General features: G+C 29.3%; 13 protein-coding genes and 1 tRNA gene. 4 read left to right on the forward strand and 10 right to left on the reverse strand.

All coding sequences use genetic code 11. The features are described from left to right. Positions 1 to 71: 71 nt before the first annotated feature. Positions 72 to 3,518 (reverse strand): autotransporter domain-containing protein, encoded by a 3,447-nt coding sequence (locus E0E45_RS07355; protein ID WP_130890574.1) that lies wholly within the window; start codon positions 3,516 to 3,518, stop codon positions 72 to 74. A 567-nt stretch (positions 3,519 to 4,085) separates the two neighbouring features. Between E0E45_RS07355 and E0E45_RS07360 the strand changes: the two genes are divergently transcribed. Then, the gene (locus E0E45_RS07360) at positions 4,086 to 4,664 is read left to right on the forward strand and encodes a DUF1989 domain-containing protein (protein WP_130890575.1); all 579 of its coding nucleotides are present in this window, start codon (positions 4,086 to 4,088) and stop codon (positions 4,662 to 4,664) included. A gap of 287 nt (positions 4,665 to 4,951) precedes the next feature. Here E0E45_RS07360 and E0E45_RS07365 read toward each other — a convergent pair whose 3' ends face one another. After that, positions 4,952 to 6,151 carry a hypothetical protein gene (locus tag E0E45_RS07365; protein ID WP_130890576.1) on the reverse strand — a complete coding sequence of 400 codons (1,200 nt, stop codon included), beginning with the start codon at positions 6,149 to 6,151 and terminating at the stop codon, positions 4,952 to 4,954. A 137-nt stretch (positions 6,152 to 6,288) separates the two neighbouring features. Here E0E45_RS07365 and E0E45_RS07370 point away from each other — a divergent pair, with 137 nt between their 5' ends. Next, positions 6,289 to 7,362, forward strand: coding sequence for an AbrB family transcriptional regulator (locus tag E0E45_RS07370; protein WP_130890577.1), 1,074 nt, complete (start codon positions 6,289 to 6,291; stop codon positions 7,360 to 7,362). Between the two features lie 44 nt (positions 7,363 to 7,406). Here the strand turns inward: E0E45_RS07370 and E0E45_RS07375 are convergent, their stop codons facing one another. The 3 genes from E0E45_RS07375 to E0E45_RS07385 all read right to left on the reverse strand — a co-directional run bounded on the left by E0E45_RS07375 (position 7,407) and on the right by E0E45_RS07385 (position 10,395). Continuing rightward, positions 7,407 to 8,297, reverse strand: a complete 891-nt coding sequence (locus tag E0E45_RS07375) for a DMT family transporter (RefSeq protein ID WP_130890578.1) — start codon at positions 8,295 to 8,297, stop codon at positions 7,407 to 7,409. 83 nt (positions 8,298 to 8,380) lie between these two features. After that, the gene (locus E0E45_RS07380) at positions 8,381 to 9,241 is read right to left on the reverse strand and encodes an MBL fold metallo-hydrolase (RefSeq protein WP_130890579.1); all 861 of its coding nucleotides are present in this window, start codon (positions 9,239 to 9,241) and stop codon (positions 8,381 to 8,383) included. Between the two features lie 461 nt (positions 9,242 to 9,702). Then, positions 9,703 to 10,395 (reverse strand): YjjG family noncanonical pyrimidine nucleotidase, encoded by a 693-nt coding sequence (locus E0E45_RS07385; protein WP_130890580.1) that lies wholly within the window; start codon positions 10,393 to 10,395, stop codon positions 9,703 to 9,705. Between the two features lie 143 nt (positions 10,396 to 10,538). Here E0E45_RS07385 and E0E45_RS07390 point away from each other — a divergent pair, with 143 nt between their 5' ends. Beyond that, the gene (locus tag E0E45_RS07390) at positions 10,539 to 11,465 is read left to right on the forward strand and encodes a homoserine kinase (RefSeq protein WP_130890581.1); all 927 of its coding nucleotides are present in this window, start codon (positions 10,539 to 10,541) and stop codon (positions 11,463 to 11,465) included. A gap of 70 nt (positions 11,466 to 11,535) precedes the next feature. Then, positions 11,536 to 11,610: transfer RNA gene (locus E0E45_RS07395), tRNA-Glu, on the forward strand. 192 nt (positions 11,611 to 11,802) lie between these two features. Here the strand turns inward: E0E45_RS07395 and E0E45_RS07400 are convergent. The 5 genes from E0E45_RS07400 to E0E45_RS07420 all read right to left on the reverse strand — a co-directional run bounded on the left by E0E45_RS07400 (position 11,803) and on the right by E0E45_RS07420 (position 16,797). Further along, positions 11,803 to 13,152, reverse strand: coding sequence for an MATE family efflux transporter (locus E0E45_RS07400; protein WP_130890582.1), 1,350 nt, complete (start codon positions 13,150 to 13,152; stop codon positions 11,803 to 11,805). A gap of 368 nt (positions 13,153 to 13,520) precedes the next feature. Next, complete coding sequence (gene pcp, locus E0E45_RS07405) at positions 13,521 to 14,165, reverse strand: pyroglutamyl-peptidase I (protein ID WP_096402621.1); 645 nt, start codon at positions 14,163 to 14,165, stop codon at positions 13,521 to 13,523. A gap of 43 nt (positions 14,166 to 14,208) precedes the next feature. Then, on the reverse strand, positions 14,209 to 15,132 hold the full coding sequence (locus E0E45_RS07410) for a DUF979 domain-containing protein (RefSeq protein WP_096402620.1): 924 nt from the start codon (positions 15,130 to 15,132) through the stop codon (positions 14,209 to 14,211). Between the two features lie 14 nt (positions 15,133 to 15,146). Continuing rightward, on the reverse strand, positions 15,147 to 15,809 hold the full coding sequence (locus E0E45_RS07415) for a DUF969 domain-containing protein (RefSeq protein ID WP_130890583.1): 663 nt from the start codon (positions 15,807 to 15,809) through the stop codon (positions 15,147 to 15,149). A gap of 679 nt (positions 15,810 to 16,488) precedes the next feature. Beyond that, complete coding sequence (locus E0E45_RS07420; RefSeq protein WP_232044077.1) at positions 16,489 to 16,797, reverse strand: toxin-antitoxin system YwqK family antitoxin; 309 nt, start codon at positions 16,795 to 16,797, stop codon at positions 16,489 to 16,491. Positions 16,798 to 16,913 lie beyond the last annotated feature (116 nt).

Genomic DNA, 16,913 nt, shown 5'->3' on the forward strand with positions numbered 1-16,913 from the left:
CTCCTTTAAAATATCGTAATTATTTGTTGAAAGGCTGATTATCTATCAGCCAGCCTTTCACTTTATAATCTTTAGAACTTATATCCTAATCCTGCTCCTACTATCCATTCACCTTTAGTCTTGTTTTTTCCTGCCCTGTTATGTGAATCTCTTTCTACTGCATAAGTTCCTTTTACATCAAATAGTACTCCATTTTCAAGTTCCAGTGCATATTTGGCATTTACTCCTATACTATGCTCATTTTTATGAGCAACCAATATATCAAAGTCCCTTCCACCTTTAAATCTTCCTGTGATAAACTTCTCATCTGCTCCATCAAGTATTCTTGTGTAGCTTACTCCTGCTGAAAGTGTACTTTTTCCTTTTTCATGAGGTATAACTTTCTTCAAGTCTAACCCTGCTTTTCCCACTGTATAGTCAAATGATTTTGAATCTGTTTCTATTGCTAGAGTTTGATTTCCTTCATCTGCACCATCTTGATCTATATAGGTATATGACAATGTTCCATACGGTTCTAAGAATAGGTTATCTCCAATATTATGTGAGTATCTTCCATTTAAGTAGATGTCATAAGTTATATCATTGTAATTTGAACTATAGCTTCTTGTTTCTGTAATTCCTCTTCCTAGCGCCATTCTATCTGCATCATAATCTCCATATTGAAATCCTGCTCCTGCTGTTACTTTTAAATTCCCTACATACTTCTTAGCATAAGCTCCCAGATACAGCGCGCTTCCATCAACTTTAGAGCCATTAGACAAGTCAGATTTAAGTTTATTTCCTCCTATCACTACTCCAGAAGTAAGTGTATCAGATACTCCATATTCTCCCAGCATATATGCTCCAGTTATCTTAGTATCTGCATCCATATCAGAACTTCCTATATCATAAGCATAGTAGCCTTTTCCATAGTAAGTATCTTTTGTTCCTCCATCTACATGAGTAAGTCCTCCATATATAATCCATTTATTTGCTTCTGGCTTAAAAATGTTTTCTGTTACTATATCTCTGAACATTCCAGTAGATTTTCTTGATAATTCAGAACTATAAGAATATGGATTTCCTGCATAAATATCATTTAAATATCCTAAGAATGTTGATAATTTTTCATCATCATCTACATTAAAGTTTCCTATTAAATCTTCAACAGATACAATACCTTGATATATTTTATTCAACTGTTGGTATTCTAAATAATTAGGCAGATCCCATCTAGCTGTAACTGCTACTTCTTTATTATTTAGCTTTTCTACAGTATGAAGTTTTGATGTTGTATCAAGAGTTTTCCTATCTAATCCATCCCCTAAAGTAGTAGTTCCAAAGCTTATTATACTTTCATTTCCCGCTCCATTTAGTGCCAGCAGCAGTTTTCCTCCTTCTGAAGATATAGTTCCATTATTTTCATAGAGTGCATGACCTATAATCTTATCTATTCCACCTAAATTAGCTGTCTTAGTTGAATCTATTCTTAAAGTTAAAGTTCCTTCTGTTTTTATATTTATTACTTCTGCATCTGATATTTTTAAGTCATCCATTGTTTTTCCATCTGTACCAATAGTTTTTTCATAGACTGTAATATTTGTACCTATATTCATATTTTCAAATCCTGATATATTATGAAAAATTTTTATTTCATCATTATTTGAAGCTCTCATTACTGCTGGATTAAAATTAAGAACATCATTATCTGTTCCTCCATCAAGAGTTCCATTTATTCTTCCTCCACTAACAATATCAAGAACATCATTTCCATCTCCCATTTTCACAGTTCCATTAACTATTACTCCAGAATTCAGAGAAAGATTATCCACCTCAGCTCCCATGTTTATATTTCCATTGATTATACTTGCATCTTCCAGTATTAAAGTATCTGAATTACTGCCTCCTACTACTACATCACTTCCATCTGCTCCACCATTTACTGTTGTTCCTGATAGAGTAAGTTTTCCCTCAGCAGCAGCAGCAAATTTTACTGCTGTCTTATAGGCATTGATTATACTATTATTTAATCTATTCCCCTCATTTGCTCCAATAACTTTAAGAGTATCTTCTATTCCATTTAAAATATATTGCTTATTTGAAGAAAAACTACTTATTTCACCACCAGTAGTATCACCAGCATTAGAATACAGCTTTCCATCTTTTATACCCAGGCTCTTCCAATTTGTTATTTCTTTAGAACTACCATCTACATCTGCTCCAATATTTATGATATCATACTGAACTCCAGCAATATCTTCATCTAAATATATTGCTCCAAAATTACTGGGACTATTATCATAATTCTTATAGTCACCAGAACCTGTATCTGCAAAGGCTAATCCATAGTTTTTTATTTTATTTTCACCACCAGAATCATTATGAGCCGCTATTGTTAAGCCATCAACCACACTACCAGAACTATTACCTGATGCAAGTATTCCATAGTTATTAAAATTAGTTATTGTTCCACCATTTTTTACAGCATTAGTTTTTCCATAAATTACTCCATTATTTATTAAATTATTTACTGTAGAGCCACTAAGATACCCTCCATTCTTTATTCCATTATCCCCTTTTATTGTTCCAATATTTTTTAAAGCTCCTGCTAAAGTTGCAGAATCAATTCTTATTCCAGAACATTCATTATAACCACGAAGATATCCGCTTATTAGCCCATTATTTGTTATATTTGTTACAGCTACTGTTCCTCCATAATAGCCAATAGTTATTGCATAACTATCCACAGAGGTCTCATTTATCAGTCCATTATTTATCAATTCACTTAACGTTCCAGAAACACTTATTCCAGTCCCAGTTGAAGCTCCTCCAGGCATATAGGTATTTATTAATCCATTATTTATTAATTTCCCTACTTGCACTGAGTTTCCAATACTTATTCCATAAACAGAAGGTTCATTACTAGAATCCCTGCTATTACCAATTATTAATCCATCATTTGTTATATTATCTACTCCTATACTACCAGTTACTCCATATTCTAAAGATACTTTTATTCCATAACTATAAATACGACTCCCACTAATAGTCTCTGCATTTATTAATCCATCATTTGTAATACTTTCCATTTTTACATTACCATTTTGTGAAAGTGAAATATTTATTCCATAGGCCTTAGCATCATAAAATGTATTGCTTACTTTAGCATATCCATTTATTATCCCTTTATTTACAATCTTACTTATTCCTTCTCCAGCGATACCTACATTCAAGCCATAAGAATTAATATAATCAGAATCAGTAATTTCTTCAGATATTGTAGAGTTATTTGTATAAGTTTTTGTACTTTCATCCCAACTGTTGTCAATATATGGATCCCCTTCCTCTCCTGGTGTAAATGAAATATTGTCTTTACTAAATTCTATTCCTCCATTTGTTGTTATGTTTAGCCCTGTTCCTTCTACTGCTCCCATTACTATTGTACATGACAATAAAAATCCTACTACTGCTCCTATTGTTATATTTCTTCCCCTTTTTTTACTCCCACTTTTTACTGCTTTCATAATCTTTTCTATCATCTTTTCCCTCCATGAAATTTAATTCAATTTTTTCAAAAACACCTGTATAATTTTCTTAAATCCGTATAAAATTTTTATAATTACATTCAATAAATGTTCGTATTTATACATAAAGGTGAACTTGCTAATATTTATCAATTTTAAAGAATATTATTTACAGATTAAACATTGACTTTTTATTAAATTTAAGGTATTATCTATTATAAATATCAAGTATTTAAAGCATGGGTTAAAGGTTTTTTTAGCAACAAATAAGCAGTTAGTGTTCTCTTTTATGTATAAAAGAGAACTTTTTTTATTTTTTTTCTTCTCCTGAATTCTCTATAATTTCAGTTTCAAAGGTAAATATCACAAAAAGTTTTCATAAATGATTATCTAAAAAAATTTTAATACAAAAAAATACAGAGATTTTGCTCACTGTACTTTTTTATTTATCTATTTTATTTTTAGGATATAAATGTGAATAAATAGTGTCATAGACATTTATTTTATGGCATGATATAATATTTCCCACAAGATAATTTTATATTGATAGATAAATAAATTAGAATTTGGGAGGCAAATGCAATGGGTAAAGAGTATATAATTCCAGCCTGTTCTGGAATAAAAATTGATGTTAAGCAAGGTCAAAGTATTACAGTGATTGATATTGAAGGTGGTCAAGTGGTAGATTTTTTTGCTGAAGTGAATGGAAATGCAAATGAATTTCTTTCAACTGGAGTGACGATTGACTGTAACGAATCTTTGAAATTAAATATTGGAGATATTATCTATACAAACCTATACCATCCCATGATGCAGGTGCTTTCTGATGATGTTGGAGAACATGATCTGCTCCATCCATGTTGCAGAACTGAAATGTATGACTTCTTCTACCATAACGGCGAAGAACACCCAAACTGCTTTGATAATATCAATAAGGCTCTTGAAAAACAACATGCTATTATTACACCTGTCAACTTGTTCATGCACACAAAAATCAATACCAATGGTAAAATCTCAGTAGAAGAACCCATTTCCAAAGCAGGTGACAAGATTGTATTAAAAGCACTAATGGATATTACATTAGGAGTTGCTGCTTGTAGTGTTTCTGAAAGTAAGTGCAATAGTGGAAAGTGTTCTCCTATCAAAATTATTGTTGATTAAAATAATTCCAGTTTATGAAACTGAATAAACAAGGCTTTTTTTACTCCTATTGTGCAATTATGAAAGTATAAAAAAGCGGTATTCCTGTTTTCCTACTTGGAACAGGTAATGCCGCTTGTATGATGGTATGTTGTGCTTCTCTCTTTAATTATTTTCAAATAATGGTATGGGATCTATCTTCAAAAGGATTTCAGCAGCATATCAAAGCTAGCTTCATAAATAGTTAATTGCTAGGTACCCCTTTGGAAATTCCTGTAAATTAAAGATATTTTCCTGATAAATTATTATTAAAACATAAATTTATATACTTTTTTAGGGCGTCCTCTTGTTATCTTCTCAATAGAATAATCTGCCATCTTATTCTCTTCAAGTTTAAGAAGTATTCTACTTGTTGTTCTCTCAGTAGTATTAAGATATTTTGCCAATTTATCTATTGTTACTTCTTCTCCTCTTTTATATAATTCTATAAGCTCTCTTGCCTTTTCTCCAGATATATTTATCTCTTTTAATCTCTCTATTATATCTAAATCTTTTTTACTCTCTTCTGAAGTCCCAGTGAGGATTGTAGTCCCACCAGCTTCAGTCAGACACAGCACTTCCCCATTAGATTCCACATTTTTTTTATATGATTCATCAGCATAAAATCTAGCTTCACTAATACTAGAGCCACCACCCCAGCCAATATTTACTTTTGATTTATACTCTTTTTTGATTATTTCTTTAGGATTAATATTAATAAATTCTTTTTTCAACATAAATATTTCTACATAATCATCTACTTTTTGAGTGATGAAGTTTTTAAAATCATATCCAAGCCTGTTTTTCAATTCATTTATATCTCCATCAGAAGTTATTTTTCCCATTACTATCTCTTTACTGTCAGCTTTTGAAGCTTTAATATCCCTTATAGCAAATTCAACAGTTTCTTTTATAGTATTCTTAGATGGAAACAGAAATATATGAGGCACATCTAAAGTATCTAAAAATGAAAGCATATTGCTTATCCTTGTTAAAATTAAATCAATCTTATTCTCAGCTATCAGTCTAAGATACTTCTCTTTGAAATTTTCATATAATTTCACATCACTATAGTCTAATGGAAGAAATATTGGTTCTTTTCCTTTTGTAAAAGTATCTTCCAGCCAATATTCTTTTTCATCCTCAGACACAAAGTCTATATAGACTCTTGAAAAATCTATTCCTGGATTCTCTGATAATACCTGAAATAGACATTTATATAATTCATATTTTGCAATTTCTATATAATACACAGGTGTGGTTATTTTTGTATTTTTCCTTATAATCTCAAAACCAATAGGCCCACTGGTAACTACTCCATCAAATTTATGAGCATTTTCTCTATATATATCCTTTAATTGGTTAAGATTATCATAAAAAATATATTCCTTTTCTCCTTCGACATCCTTTAAAGCATCTCTTACATATGAATAAGAATTTTTAGGAGTTAAAATTGCTATTTTTACCATAAACTTTTCCTTTCATTCATTATCGTTTACATCAATTATATCATATTTTTAGAAAATTTTTGATTTTGATTTTATTTATATTAATTTTAAGATATAATATATCCATAAGTTTATTTAAATAAAAGGGGGAGAGTATTTTGTGGTTTTTTATCACTTTTTTCATTGGTTTAATTGGAGCTGGAATTGCTTTAAAATATAAGGTTCCTGCTGGAGCTATGATAGGTTCTCTATTTGCAGTTGCTATTTTCAGTATTGTTACAGGAAAAGCTTATCTTCCTCAAAGCTATAAAGTTATTGCTCAGATATCTACTGGTGCATTTATAGGGGCCCGAATAAAATACAATGATATTATTGAATTAAAAAAAGTTTTTAAACCTGCTGTTATAATGGTAGTTATTATGGCTCTCATCAATTTTATAATGGGATACTTCCTTTATAAATCATCTGATATGGATATGAAAACGGCTCTTTTCTGTACTGCTCCAGGAGGAATAATGGATATGACTCTGATAGCTTATGATTTTGGTGCTGATACATCTAAAGTTGCTGTTATGCAGATGATGCGTCTGATTTCTGTTATGTGTCTTATTCCTGTTCTTATAAAAGGAGTTATCAGATATTACAAGTCTAAATCTCCTGCTGATAATATTGATATAATAAGAACAGTTGAAGAGAAATTTATCAAAAATGAAAAGGAAAAAACTCCTTTTATGATAGATTTGAAAAAGATAGTTATAACAATGGTGATTGGAATTATCTCTGGTTTTATTGGATATTTTGCTGGAATCCCTGCTGGAGCTATGAGTGTATCTATGGCTGGAGTAGCAGCATATAATATAAAAAGCAATAAAGCTTTTATGCCAATAAAATTAAGACAGTTTATTCAAGTATTAGGAGGAGCTTTAATAGGAGCTAAAATGACAATGGGTGACCTTCTTGGTTTAAAAACAATTGCAGTTCCTGTAATCATAGTTATCAGTGGTTTCTGCCTTATGAACCTTATCCTTGGTATAATGGTATACAAGATAAGCGATTTTAATATCCCTACATCTATGTTCTCAGCTGCTCCTGGAGGAATATCAGATATAGCTATTATTGCTGGCGAGTTAGGTGCTGATACTCCTAAAGTTGCTGTTATGCAGTTTATCAGATTAGTATCTGTTATTGCTTTTTATCCTATTCTGATTAAAATTATAATTCAATATTTCTAATATACACTCAAAATAAAAGGAGATCTTTTGATCTCCTTTCTCTTTTAACTTTCTATATATTTTTTATTAAAAAATTTCAACTCTGTTTCTGCTATGACAACTGAAGCAAATATCAGCAGTCCTCCCATAACAGTCTTTATTGTCACTGGATCTCCCAAAAGAATAACAGAAGTTATAGCTCCAAAAAGTATCTCTGTGGATAATATAAGAGAAGCAGTTGAAGATTCTACATATTTTTGAGCTGTTGTCTGAACTAAATATGCTATTAAAGTATTAAATAGTATCAAAAACCCTACTGCTATGACTTGTATACTTGTAAGTTTTGTAGTTACAATAGAAAAATTTTCATAAGTTATATTTAATAAAAGAGTAAGCAGCCCTCCACTGAACATCTGAAAAGCATTTATGACAACTGGATTCATATTTCCTATCTTTGCTCCTATAATAGATATCTGAAGAGCAAAAAAGAAAGCACAAATCAATGTTAATACATCTCCATAATTCATTGATAAATCTCCATCTAAAGATAAAAATCCTATCCCTGCAAAACATATTATTGAAGAAATATAAGTTATCAATTTAGGTCGTTTTTTAGTAAGTATCCACAGCATAAATGGCACACATACCACATATGCTCCAGTTATAAAAGCATTTTTTGAAGAAGTTGTATGCATAAGTCCTACTGTCTGCAATGAAAAAGCAGCTCCTAACACTAATCCAGCCCCTAGTCCAAGTTTCATTTCTTCTTTTGTTATCTTCACTTTTTTTATAAAAAGGAATAAAAATATGAGAAGAGAAGCTATTAAAAATCTAAGACTCATAATAGCATTTGGTGCCATTCCACTGTCTAAAGCTATTTTAGTTATAGGAAATCCTCCACCCCATGTTGCTGCTACACACACCAACGCAATTTTACATACAGTCTTTTTCTGCACAGTTATCACTCCTTACATCTATTCTGCTCTTATATCATACTATATATTTCAAATAAAATCAATTTTAAATAATATTATATCTCTTAAAGAGTGATTTCCATTTCATCTTCTGATATTATTATTCCTGATTTTTCTACTTTTTCTTTCAATTCTTTATTAGTAAATAAAAGGTTAGTATGGTTAAAATGAGTCAGTATAACCTTTTTATTTTTTAAATCCCAATTATTTTCCTCTATAAATTTCATTGTTTCTTCCACAGTAGGATGAGGTATCTCTTTAAAATTTCTTCCTCTTATATTTCCTATTTCTTCTTTTGTGTAAAAAGTAGCATCTACTGCCAGATAATCACATTGTTTAAAAATATCATTTAGTTGATCTTCAAATCCTTCCCAGCTGTCTATATCAGGAACAAAGAAAAAACTTTTCTCACTCTTTACTATAAATCCATGTGTATCAGCAAATTCATTTCTATGAGGAACTTCTACAGGCATTATTTTTATATCATTATCTAAAGCTAATTCTTTTCCACTTTCAAATTCTACTAATTCCATATTTTTAAGCTTTACCAACTGACTCCATGGAGCATTATTTCTTAAAAATTCTGCCATTTTTTTGCTCACATATACTTTCGTTTCTTTTGAATTGAGAGCTTCTTTTCCTAGATACATCAATCCTGTATAATGTCCCATATGTGCATGGGTTAAAAATATCCCATCTAAACTTCCATTTTTATCCGCTATAAAACTTTGATATTGTTTAGAAAAATTAGGGGTTGCCTCTATCATATATCTATTTCCTGTTTCAGTATTTTCTATCCCAACTGCTGCCTGCAATATCTCTTTTCTTTTTCCTGTCCTTATATCAGTACACATTTCACATTTACATCCAACTTGTGGGATTCCTCCATCCTGTGCTGTCCCCAAGAATTTTACTATTACACTCATTATTTCCTCCTGCTTTATATTCTCTGTCTATATATTATCTAATAAACTGTTTTTATACAAGTTATTTTAATAACGAAAACTTTTTTTCGAATACTTTATATTCATTTATGGATTATTTTTTAATCATATTTATATAAAAAATATTTTTCATATAAACTATGAATTGATTAAAAGATTGACTATACAATTATAGTGTGATATCATAAGGAGGTAGAACAATGACAGTTTGTTTCTAATACCCATAGTTCACTCATGTGAACAACCCATATAACCCTGACTTACATAGGTTGGGGTTTCCCTTATTAATAAACAAAATATATTTTAAATAAATATTTTTGTTTAATTTATGACCAAAAATAAGCTTTGTGATTGGGGCTTATTTATATAAACCATACAATTTTAGGATATTCCTAATCCTAAAGAAAGAGATCATAGTTTAATGCTACTGATCTCTTTTTTTATTAAATTATACCTATCAGCCTTCTTAATTCTAAAAGATCTTTTATTTCATAATCAGGTCTTATACTTTCCATACCTGCTTCACCATTTGGATTATACCAGCATGTTCTTATTCCAGCATTTTTTCCACCTTGTATATCAGCAGTAAGAGAATCCCCAACTATCATTATCTTCTCTTTTTGTATATTTCCTATTTTTTGAAATATATACTCAAAATATTCTTTGTAAGGTTTATTATACCCTATTTCTTCTGATACAAACATATAATCAAGATATTTATCCAGTCCTATTTTTTTTATTCTTCTTATTTGAATATCATTTCCTCCATTAGAAGCTACTCCTAATTTTATCTTATTTTCATAAAGCTCATGACATATCTCCATGGCATTATTTAAAAGATAGGCACCTTCCTTTAGTCTATCTCTATATTTAAAATTAAATATTTCTATATCAGTTTCTATTCCATATTCTGAAAATAACTGCTCATATCTTTTATATGCCAGCTGCTTTTTATCAATAAGACCCTTTTCCAGCTGCTTCCAATAAAAAATATTTACCTCATGATATCTATTTAAAATCTCATCATTGCAAATAAAATTATATTCTTTTAATGTTTCAGCCAGTGCATTCCTTTCAGCTAAATCAAAGTCAAGAAGTGTTCCATCTATATCAAATAGTATTAAATCAAATTTCATCTCTTCTCCTCACATTATAAGTCTATAGTATAATTATATCATATATAACCCCTAAAAACATATTCAAAGTATTTATTTAAGTGGAAAAATCTTATTAAAAATGTTAAAATTTATTGAAATATTTTTTATAATTGGGAGGAGAAATGGCTGTTTATACAGTTCTTAATATAGAGGACATCACTACTATCTTAGCTAAATATAATCTTACCCCTCTGCATTACGAAGGTATAAAAGATGGGATATTAAATACTAATTACCTTATTTTTACTTCTGAAGGAAAATTTGTATTAAGAGTACTAGAAGGTCACCGCAGTTATGAAGCAGAAAAAGAGGAATTAGATTTTCTTCTGGAACTAAATACAATAATTCCATGCTCTGTTCCCTGTAGTACTATAGATGGTGAAGTGTTAATAAAATATAATGGAAGAATGATGAGCCTTTTTTATTTTATTGAAGGAGAGAAACTTACTGAAATAAATGAAAATTTTTTGACTCAAATAGGGAATTTACTTGGAAAAATGCATCTTTTTTCTAAAAATAAAATATTAAACAGAAAAACAAGAATAGATGAAAAGTATTATTTTTCAAAAATAAATATGAAACAGATTCCAATAACAGAAGAAGAGAAAAAAACTCTTTTATCTCTTTACGAAAAAATTTCTATGACAGATTTTTCTTCTCTTCCCTGTGGTATAATTCATAATGATATTTTTCCAGATAATATTTTTGTTAAAGATGGAGTTGTTTCTGGAATTATTGATTTTAATGATTCTACATATGCACCTTTTATTTTTGATCTTGGAATAGTTATAAATTACTGGATAAGAATTAATAATTTCCCTCTAGAGATCGAAAAAAAATATGTTGATGTATTTTTAGATTCTTATGAAAGTGTGAGAAAACTTTCTCCAGAAGAGAAATCTCTTTTGGATATGGGAATATTAAAAATGGCTCTTGCCTTTATTTTTCTGAGAATAAATAAATTCTCTGTAGAAGATAATCAAAATATTTTAATAGAAGATAAAACTTATTATGAACTTTTGCCACTTTTAAAATACTATCATATATAAAAAATATAGAATTATAGTAAAAAATAATTGACACTTATTCTATTTTATGATACCATATCTTAGTTCAAAAGCCCCGTTCGTTCAGTGGTAAGGACATCAGATTTTCACTCTGGCAACAGGGGTTCGATTCCCCTACGGGGTACCACTATGTACATTAACTCAAAACTAATTGTTTTGAGTTTTTTTATTTATCTTCTTTATTTTCTATTTTATAGAAATAATGAAATATATATCCATTAGCGTTGATAAATTTTCTAAATCACTATCTTTTATTTCTCTCAAATATAATCTATCCGTTTCTAATACCATTCCTATCTCCTCACATTTAATTAATTTTTTATAATATTTCAATTTTATCTTTCCAATTTCCCCTTTTATAATACAGCCATCCTATTACTGCTGGAATTATAGGTGAAACTGCCTGACTCACATATAAGCTGTTTACCCCATATGAAAGAAAATAAGTAAAAAGAAAGCTTAAAAATAACTTTATAATTATTGAATCAAGAAAAGAATTTAGCATTGCTAAAAAAGAATTCCCTACACCTATTGCAAAAGAATCATAAATATACATTGCTGAATATATCAAACTATTTACTGAACAGCAGATTCTCAGATATTTTACTCCTTCTGTTATTATGGACTGATTTTCTTTTTCAAATATCATTATTAACCACTCTGCTGTTAATTGAACAAATATAACTGTCACTATTGTTAATAAAAATCCTATTTTTATTCCAGTTCTCACTACTTCTTTAACTCTTTTTAATTTACCAGCCCCCATATTCTGCCCTACCATAGCTGTAACTGTCTGTCCCACTGCCCAGCATGGCATTCCTGCAAAAGTATTTATTTTCAATCCAATCCCTGATGCAGCTGATATTACCATTCCATATCCGTTAAATAATCCAGTCATTACCAAATATGCTATATTAATTATAATCATTTGCAAAGCTGCTGATATACCAATTTTTAAAATGTCCTTTATCTTTTCTTTTTTTATGTGCTTAAAAGAAAATTCAAATATATTTTCATATCTTTTTAAATATAATATTGCTAATAAAAAAGATACTCCTTGAGAAATAACTGTAGCAACTGCTGCCCCTTTGGTTCCCATATTCATACTTCCTACCAGAAAAAAATCCAATCCTATATTCAAGATTGCTGCTATTAAAACAAAGTATAATGGTTTTTGTGAATCACCTATTCCCTTCATTACTGAACTCACACTATTATAACCAAAAACAAAAATACTTCCCAGATAAATTATATTCATATATTCTATGGATTCCTGTAACGCTTCCTCAGGGACTCTAAGTAAAACAAATACATGTCTGCATGTCAGTACTCCTAGTACTGTAACTGCTATTGATATAATTATTATAAGAAAAAATATTGAATTTATAACTTCTTTGCAGCTTTCATTATTCTTTTTCCCTCTATATTGTGCTATTAATACAGTTCCACCTAAAGTTATTCCTATACATATAGAATTTATTATAAAACACAGCATTGAAGTATTACTTATAGCTATGACACCTCTGCTTCCTATTATTCTTCCTACTATTACCATATCTGCAATATTATAAAATGCCTGCAGTAAATTTGCTATAAATAATGGTATGGCAAATTTTATCAATTGTACAGATACATTTCCTGTTGTTAGATCCATTTTTGTATTTTTCATTTGATATCTCCTTAACTCTAAATTTTACAAAAAATAAAAAAACAGAAGCTATTCCTTCTGCTCAAGTTTTTTGTAACAAAAGGCTTTGGAAACATCTGCCCAGCCTCTATATTTTCAAAAACATATCAAAATAAAACATATAAATTCTATGTTTTTAATGATTATTTTTGATGAATAATAAGAACAGCTCTGCACAATGTTTCATCTATCCAATTGTCAGAGCTTATTGATATACAAAACTTCCCTAATAACATTTCAAACATAAAGCACTCTCCTTATGCAATATATTTTAATTATACATTTTCTTTTTCCCCATGTCAATTTAAAAAGAGGTCAGCAAATGTACTGACCTCTTTTTTATTTTTTAATTAGAATTCTTTTCCACCAGATACAACTATATCTTTTTGATAAGTTTTAACTGCTTTTATTGATACTTCCAGAGCTTTTGTAATTCTTGATAATTCCATATATGGTGTATTTTTCTTATCTATTACTTGTTCAGGTATATATGGAACATGGATAAATCCACCTCTGATATTATCTAATTTATTTTTATTTAAATAATATAGCAGAGAGTACATAATATGGTTGCACACATATGTTCCTGCTGTATTTGATACTGCTGCTGGAATAGAAGCTTTTTTCAATTCTTCTACCATTCCTTTTATTGGAAGAGAAGTAAAATATGCTGTATCTCCATCTTCAAATACAGGAGTATCTACAGGTTGGTATCCCTCATTATCAGGTATTCTTCCATCATCTAAATTTATAGCTACTCTCTCTACACAAAATTCATATCTTCCTCCTGCCTGACCTACACATATTACCACATCAGGTTTTACAGAATCTATATTTTCAAATAATTTTTTTGCTGATTTTTTAAATACAGTTGGAATTTGAAGTTTTATCACTTCTATTCCATCAATATTATCAGGTAAAGCTCTTACTGCCTCCCATGCAGGATTTACTTTTTCTCCTCCAAATGGATCAAAACCAGTTATTAATACTTTCATATATTACCTCCTCAGTTTTTCTTTACTCTATTTAAATTGCCAATTAGAAAGCAAATAAATACATTATAATAATATGGATTATAAGCATTACTATAGCTATTGGTGCCTGAACAAATATAACACTGTTTTTATTTTCCATTTCCAAAATAGAAGCTGGAACAATATTAAAGTTAGCTGCCATAGGTGTCATTAAAGTTCCACAGTATCCTGCTGTCAATCCTAATGCTCCAACTAATGCTGGATTAGCTCCTAAATTAATAACAAATGGAACTCCTATTCCTGCTGTAATAACTGCAAAAGCTGCAAAGGCATTTCCCATTATCATTGTAAATACTGCCATAGCCACACAGTATCCTATTACCCCAAATAATCTATTTCCATCTGGAATAACTCCTCCCATCAATGAAGCAATAACTTCTCCTACTCCAGCTTTGGCAAATACAGATCCCAATGCTCCAAGAAGTTGTGGTAAAATAACTGTTGCTCCCATTTGTTGTAATATTCTTGAAGACTCATGAGGTATCATAGCAGGTGATTCTTTAGTTACTATTAGCGATATAGCAAGAGCAGCTAATGCCCCTCCTCCAAGTCCAACAAGACCACCTAATGGAGTGAACTGAGCTATTGCAAAAGCTACTATTCCTATTGATAAGGCAGGAAAAAATATAAGATTTCCTAATTTTGCTGCTTGCTTTTCTCTAAATTCTTCACTGCTGTTTGCCAGTGAACCTATTTTTATATTTTTAGTAGCTGTAATTAACCCCATTACAAGAAGAGAAGCTCCAACTATAACTGGATTTATATATGGTCCTAATATAAATACAAGTCCAAAGATTATCCAGAATGCTGCACTTCCAATTCTTTTATCATTTTTTTGATCTCTCAAAGCATATATTCCACATAGTATAGAGATTACTCCACAGATAACATACATTATTTCTAAAATTAAATTTATAGTTTCTTTCATTTAGCTCTCCCCCATTATCTCTTAGTATTTCTCAAACTCTTATCAAACATATAGTTTCTTATAATAGAAACAACTATTGAAATTACTGCAACTGGAATACTGCATTTTGCTACAGCATAAGGTTCAACATTTGTTATTCCTAATTCTTTTAGAGTTCCAACTATTAATAATACTCCTGATGAAGCTATAAACACATTCTGTCCATAGAAGTTTCCGTAGTTTTCCATACTTGTAGCAAGAGCTTTTAATTTTTCATCAGTTTTAGCATCTACTGTTCCTTCTTTTTCTGCTGCTCCTTTTACCATTGGATAAACAAGAGGTCTGATGAACTGCACATGACCGCTCAATCTAAGTGAAAATGCTGCAGCGATTGTTCTTACAATAACATAAATACTTAAAACTTTTCCACATGTAGCACCTTTTAATTCAGAAATACATTTTGCTGCTCTTTCTCTAAGTCCATTTCTTTCCAAAATCCCTACTACTGCTAGTGTTAAAAGAAGAAGAGTCATATATCTTGTACTCACAAAGGCTTTTCCAAGCACTTCAAGAATTTCAATAAATCCCATATCTGCAACTAAACCTGTTGCAACTCCAGCTATAAGTACAACAGCTATAGTATCAAACTTTAATACAAATCCTAAAAGTATTATCAATACTCCTATCAACTTAATCATAATTTCCTCCTTGAATATTTTAATTATATAAATATCATTAACCTATTTTATAGCATATTTTATTTAAATTTAAAAGTAAATTTTTCTTTAAATGCCTCATAATTCCTATTTAAAATATTAGTTTTCAAAAAATTAAAAAATGAAATTTTTTTTCCTAGAGAATTTTTCAGCTTAATAATATTTAAAAAACTATTTTATTTTTTATGGTAAATAAATAATCAAAACTATATTTAGGTTAATTAATTTACTCTAAAAGTAAAATTCATCATTAATAATTTTTTTATTTATTTTTTTAATTCTTCACTATAAAAGAATTGCTTCCCTACAAACTATAGGAATCAATTTTTATTAATTTATAGAGCAGACTATCTAATATATTCTCTTCATTCCCTCCTATTCTTTTATTATTTTTTACATTTTCTTTTCTTTCTTTAATACAATTATTATTGAAATAAAATATAAATAACAAGACTGTACAGTATATAAAACCTTATCAACTTTTAAATATAAAAAATATAGAATTTAGTATATTTACAACTAAAATTATATGGGCTTAAAAAATTTCTATATCTAAATATACAATAAATATAATTTAGTTTTTATTTTTACTAAAGCATTTTTCCGAAATTATAAAAATAGGATAAGTAATAAAAAAATTCCCTATTACTTATCCTTAATTTTAATTATTTTCTACTATCATTCCATTTTTATATTTCTCTATTTTTTCAAGAAAGCCATTCTTAGAATAAAATTTCCATTCACCATCAAGAAGCCCATTTTTATAAAAACCATCACTTGCGACTGCCCCATTTTCATAAAATGATACATAACTCCCATTTAACTTAAAATCATTGTAATTTCCTATAGTAGAAATTTGTCCATTTTCATAGTATATTTTAAATTCCCCCTTTTTATTTAAATTATACAGATTTTCTAATTTTATTTTTTCTTCTGAATTATTCAAAGAAACTTTTTTCTTAAAATTCACTAAGTTAAAAACTGCAAAAAAAACTAAAATCACTATTCCTATTTTCAAATTTATCCCCGCTTTCATTTTAATCTTTAACATTATCATTTATAATATTTTACATGATAAACTGAACT

Origin of the sequence: Fusobacterium ulcerans ATCC 49185 (genome assembly GCF_900683735.1) — a bacterium.
GTDB lineage: Bacteria > Fusobacteriota > Fusobacteriia > Fusobacteriales > Fusobacteriaceae > Fusobacterium_A > Fusobacterium_A ulcerans_A.

What these genes read in the sequence shown, in the direction of transcription:
- E0E45_RS07400 (WP_130890582.1), bottom strand. Translation starts at nt 13,152, where the DNA reads ATGAAAAATACAAAAATGGATCTAACAACAGGAAATGTATCTGTACAA.
- E0E45_RS07355 (WP_130890574.1), bottom strand. Translation starts at nt 3,518, where the DNA reads ATGATAGAAAAGATTATGAAAGCAGTAAAAAGTGGGAGTAAAAAAAGG.
- E0E45_RS07380 (WP_130890579.1), bottom strand. Translation starts at nt 9,241, where the DNA reads ATGAGTGTAATAGTAAAATTCTTGGGGACAGCACAGGATGGAGGAATC.
- E0E45_RS07415 (WP_130890583.1), bottom strand. Translation starts at nt 15,809, where the DNA reads ATGATTAAGTTGATAGGAGTATTGATAATACTTTTAGGATTTGTATTA.
- E0E45_RS07385 (WP_130890580.1), bottom strand. Translation starts at nt 10,395, where the DNA reads ATGAAATTTGATTTAATACTATTTGATATAGATGGAACACTTCTTGAC.
- E0E45_RS07410 (WP_096402620.1), bottom strand. Translation starts at nt 15,132, where the DNA reads ATGAAAGAAACTATAAATTTAATTTTAGAAATAATGTATGTTATCTGT.
- pcp (WP_096402621.1), bottom strand. Translation starts at nt 14,165, where the DNA reads ATGAAAGTATTAATAACTGGTTTTGATCCATTTGGAGGAGAAAAAGTA.
- E0E45_RS07390 (WP_130890581.1), top strand. Translation starts at nt 10,539, where the DNA reads ATGGCTGTTTATACAGTTCTTAATATAGAGGACATCACTACTATCTTA.
- E0E45_RS07360 (WP_130890575.1), top strand. Translation starts at nt 4,086, where the DNA reads ATGGGTAAAGAGTATATAATTCCAGCCTGTTCTGGAATAAAAATTGAT.
- E0E45_RS07365 (WP_130890576.1), bottom strand. Translation starts at nt 6,151, where the DNA reads ATGGTAAAAATAGCAATTTTAACTCCTAAAAATTCTTATTCATATGTA.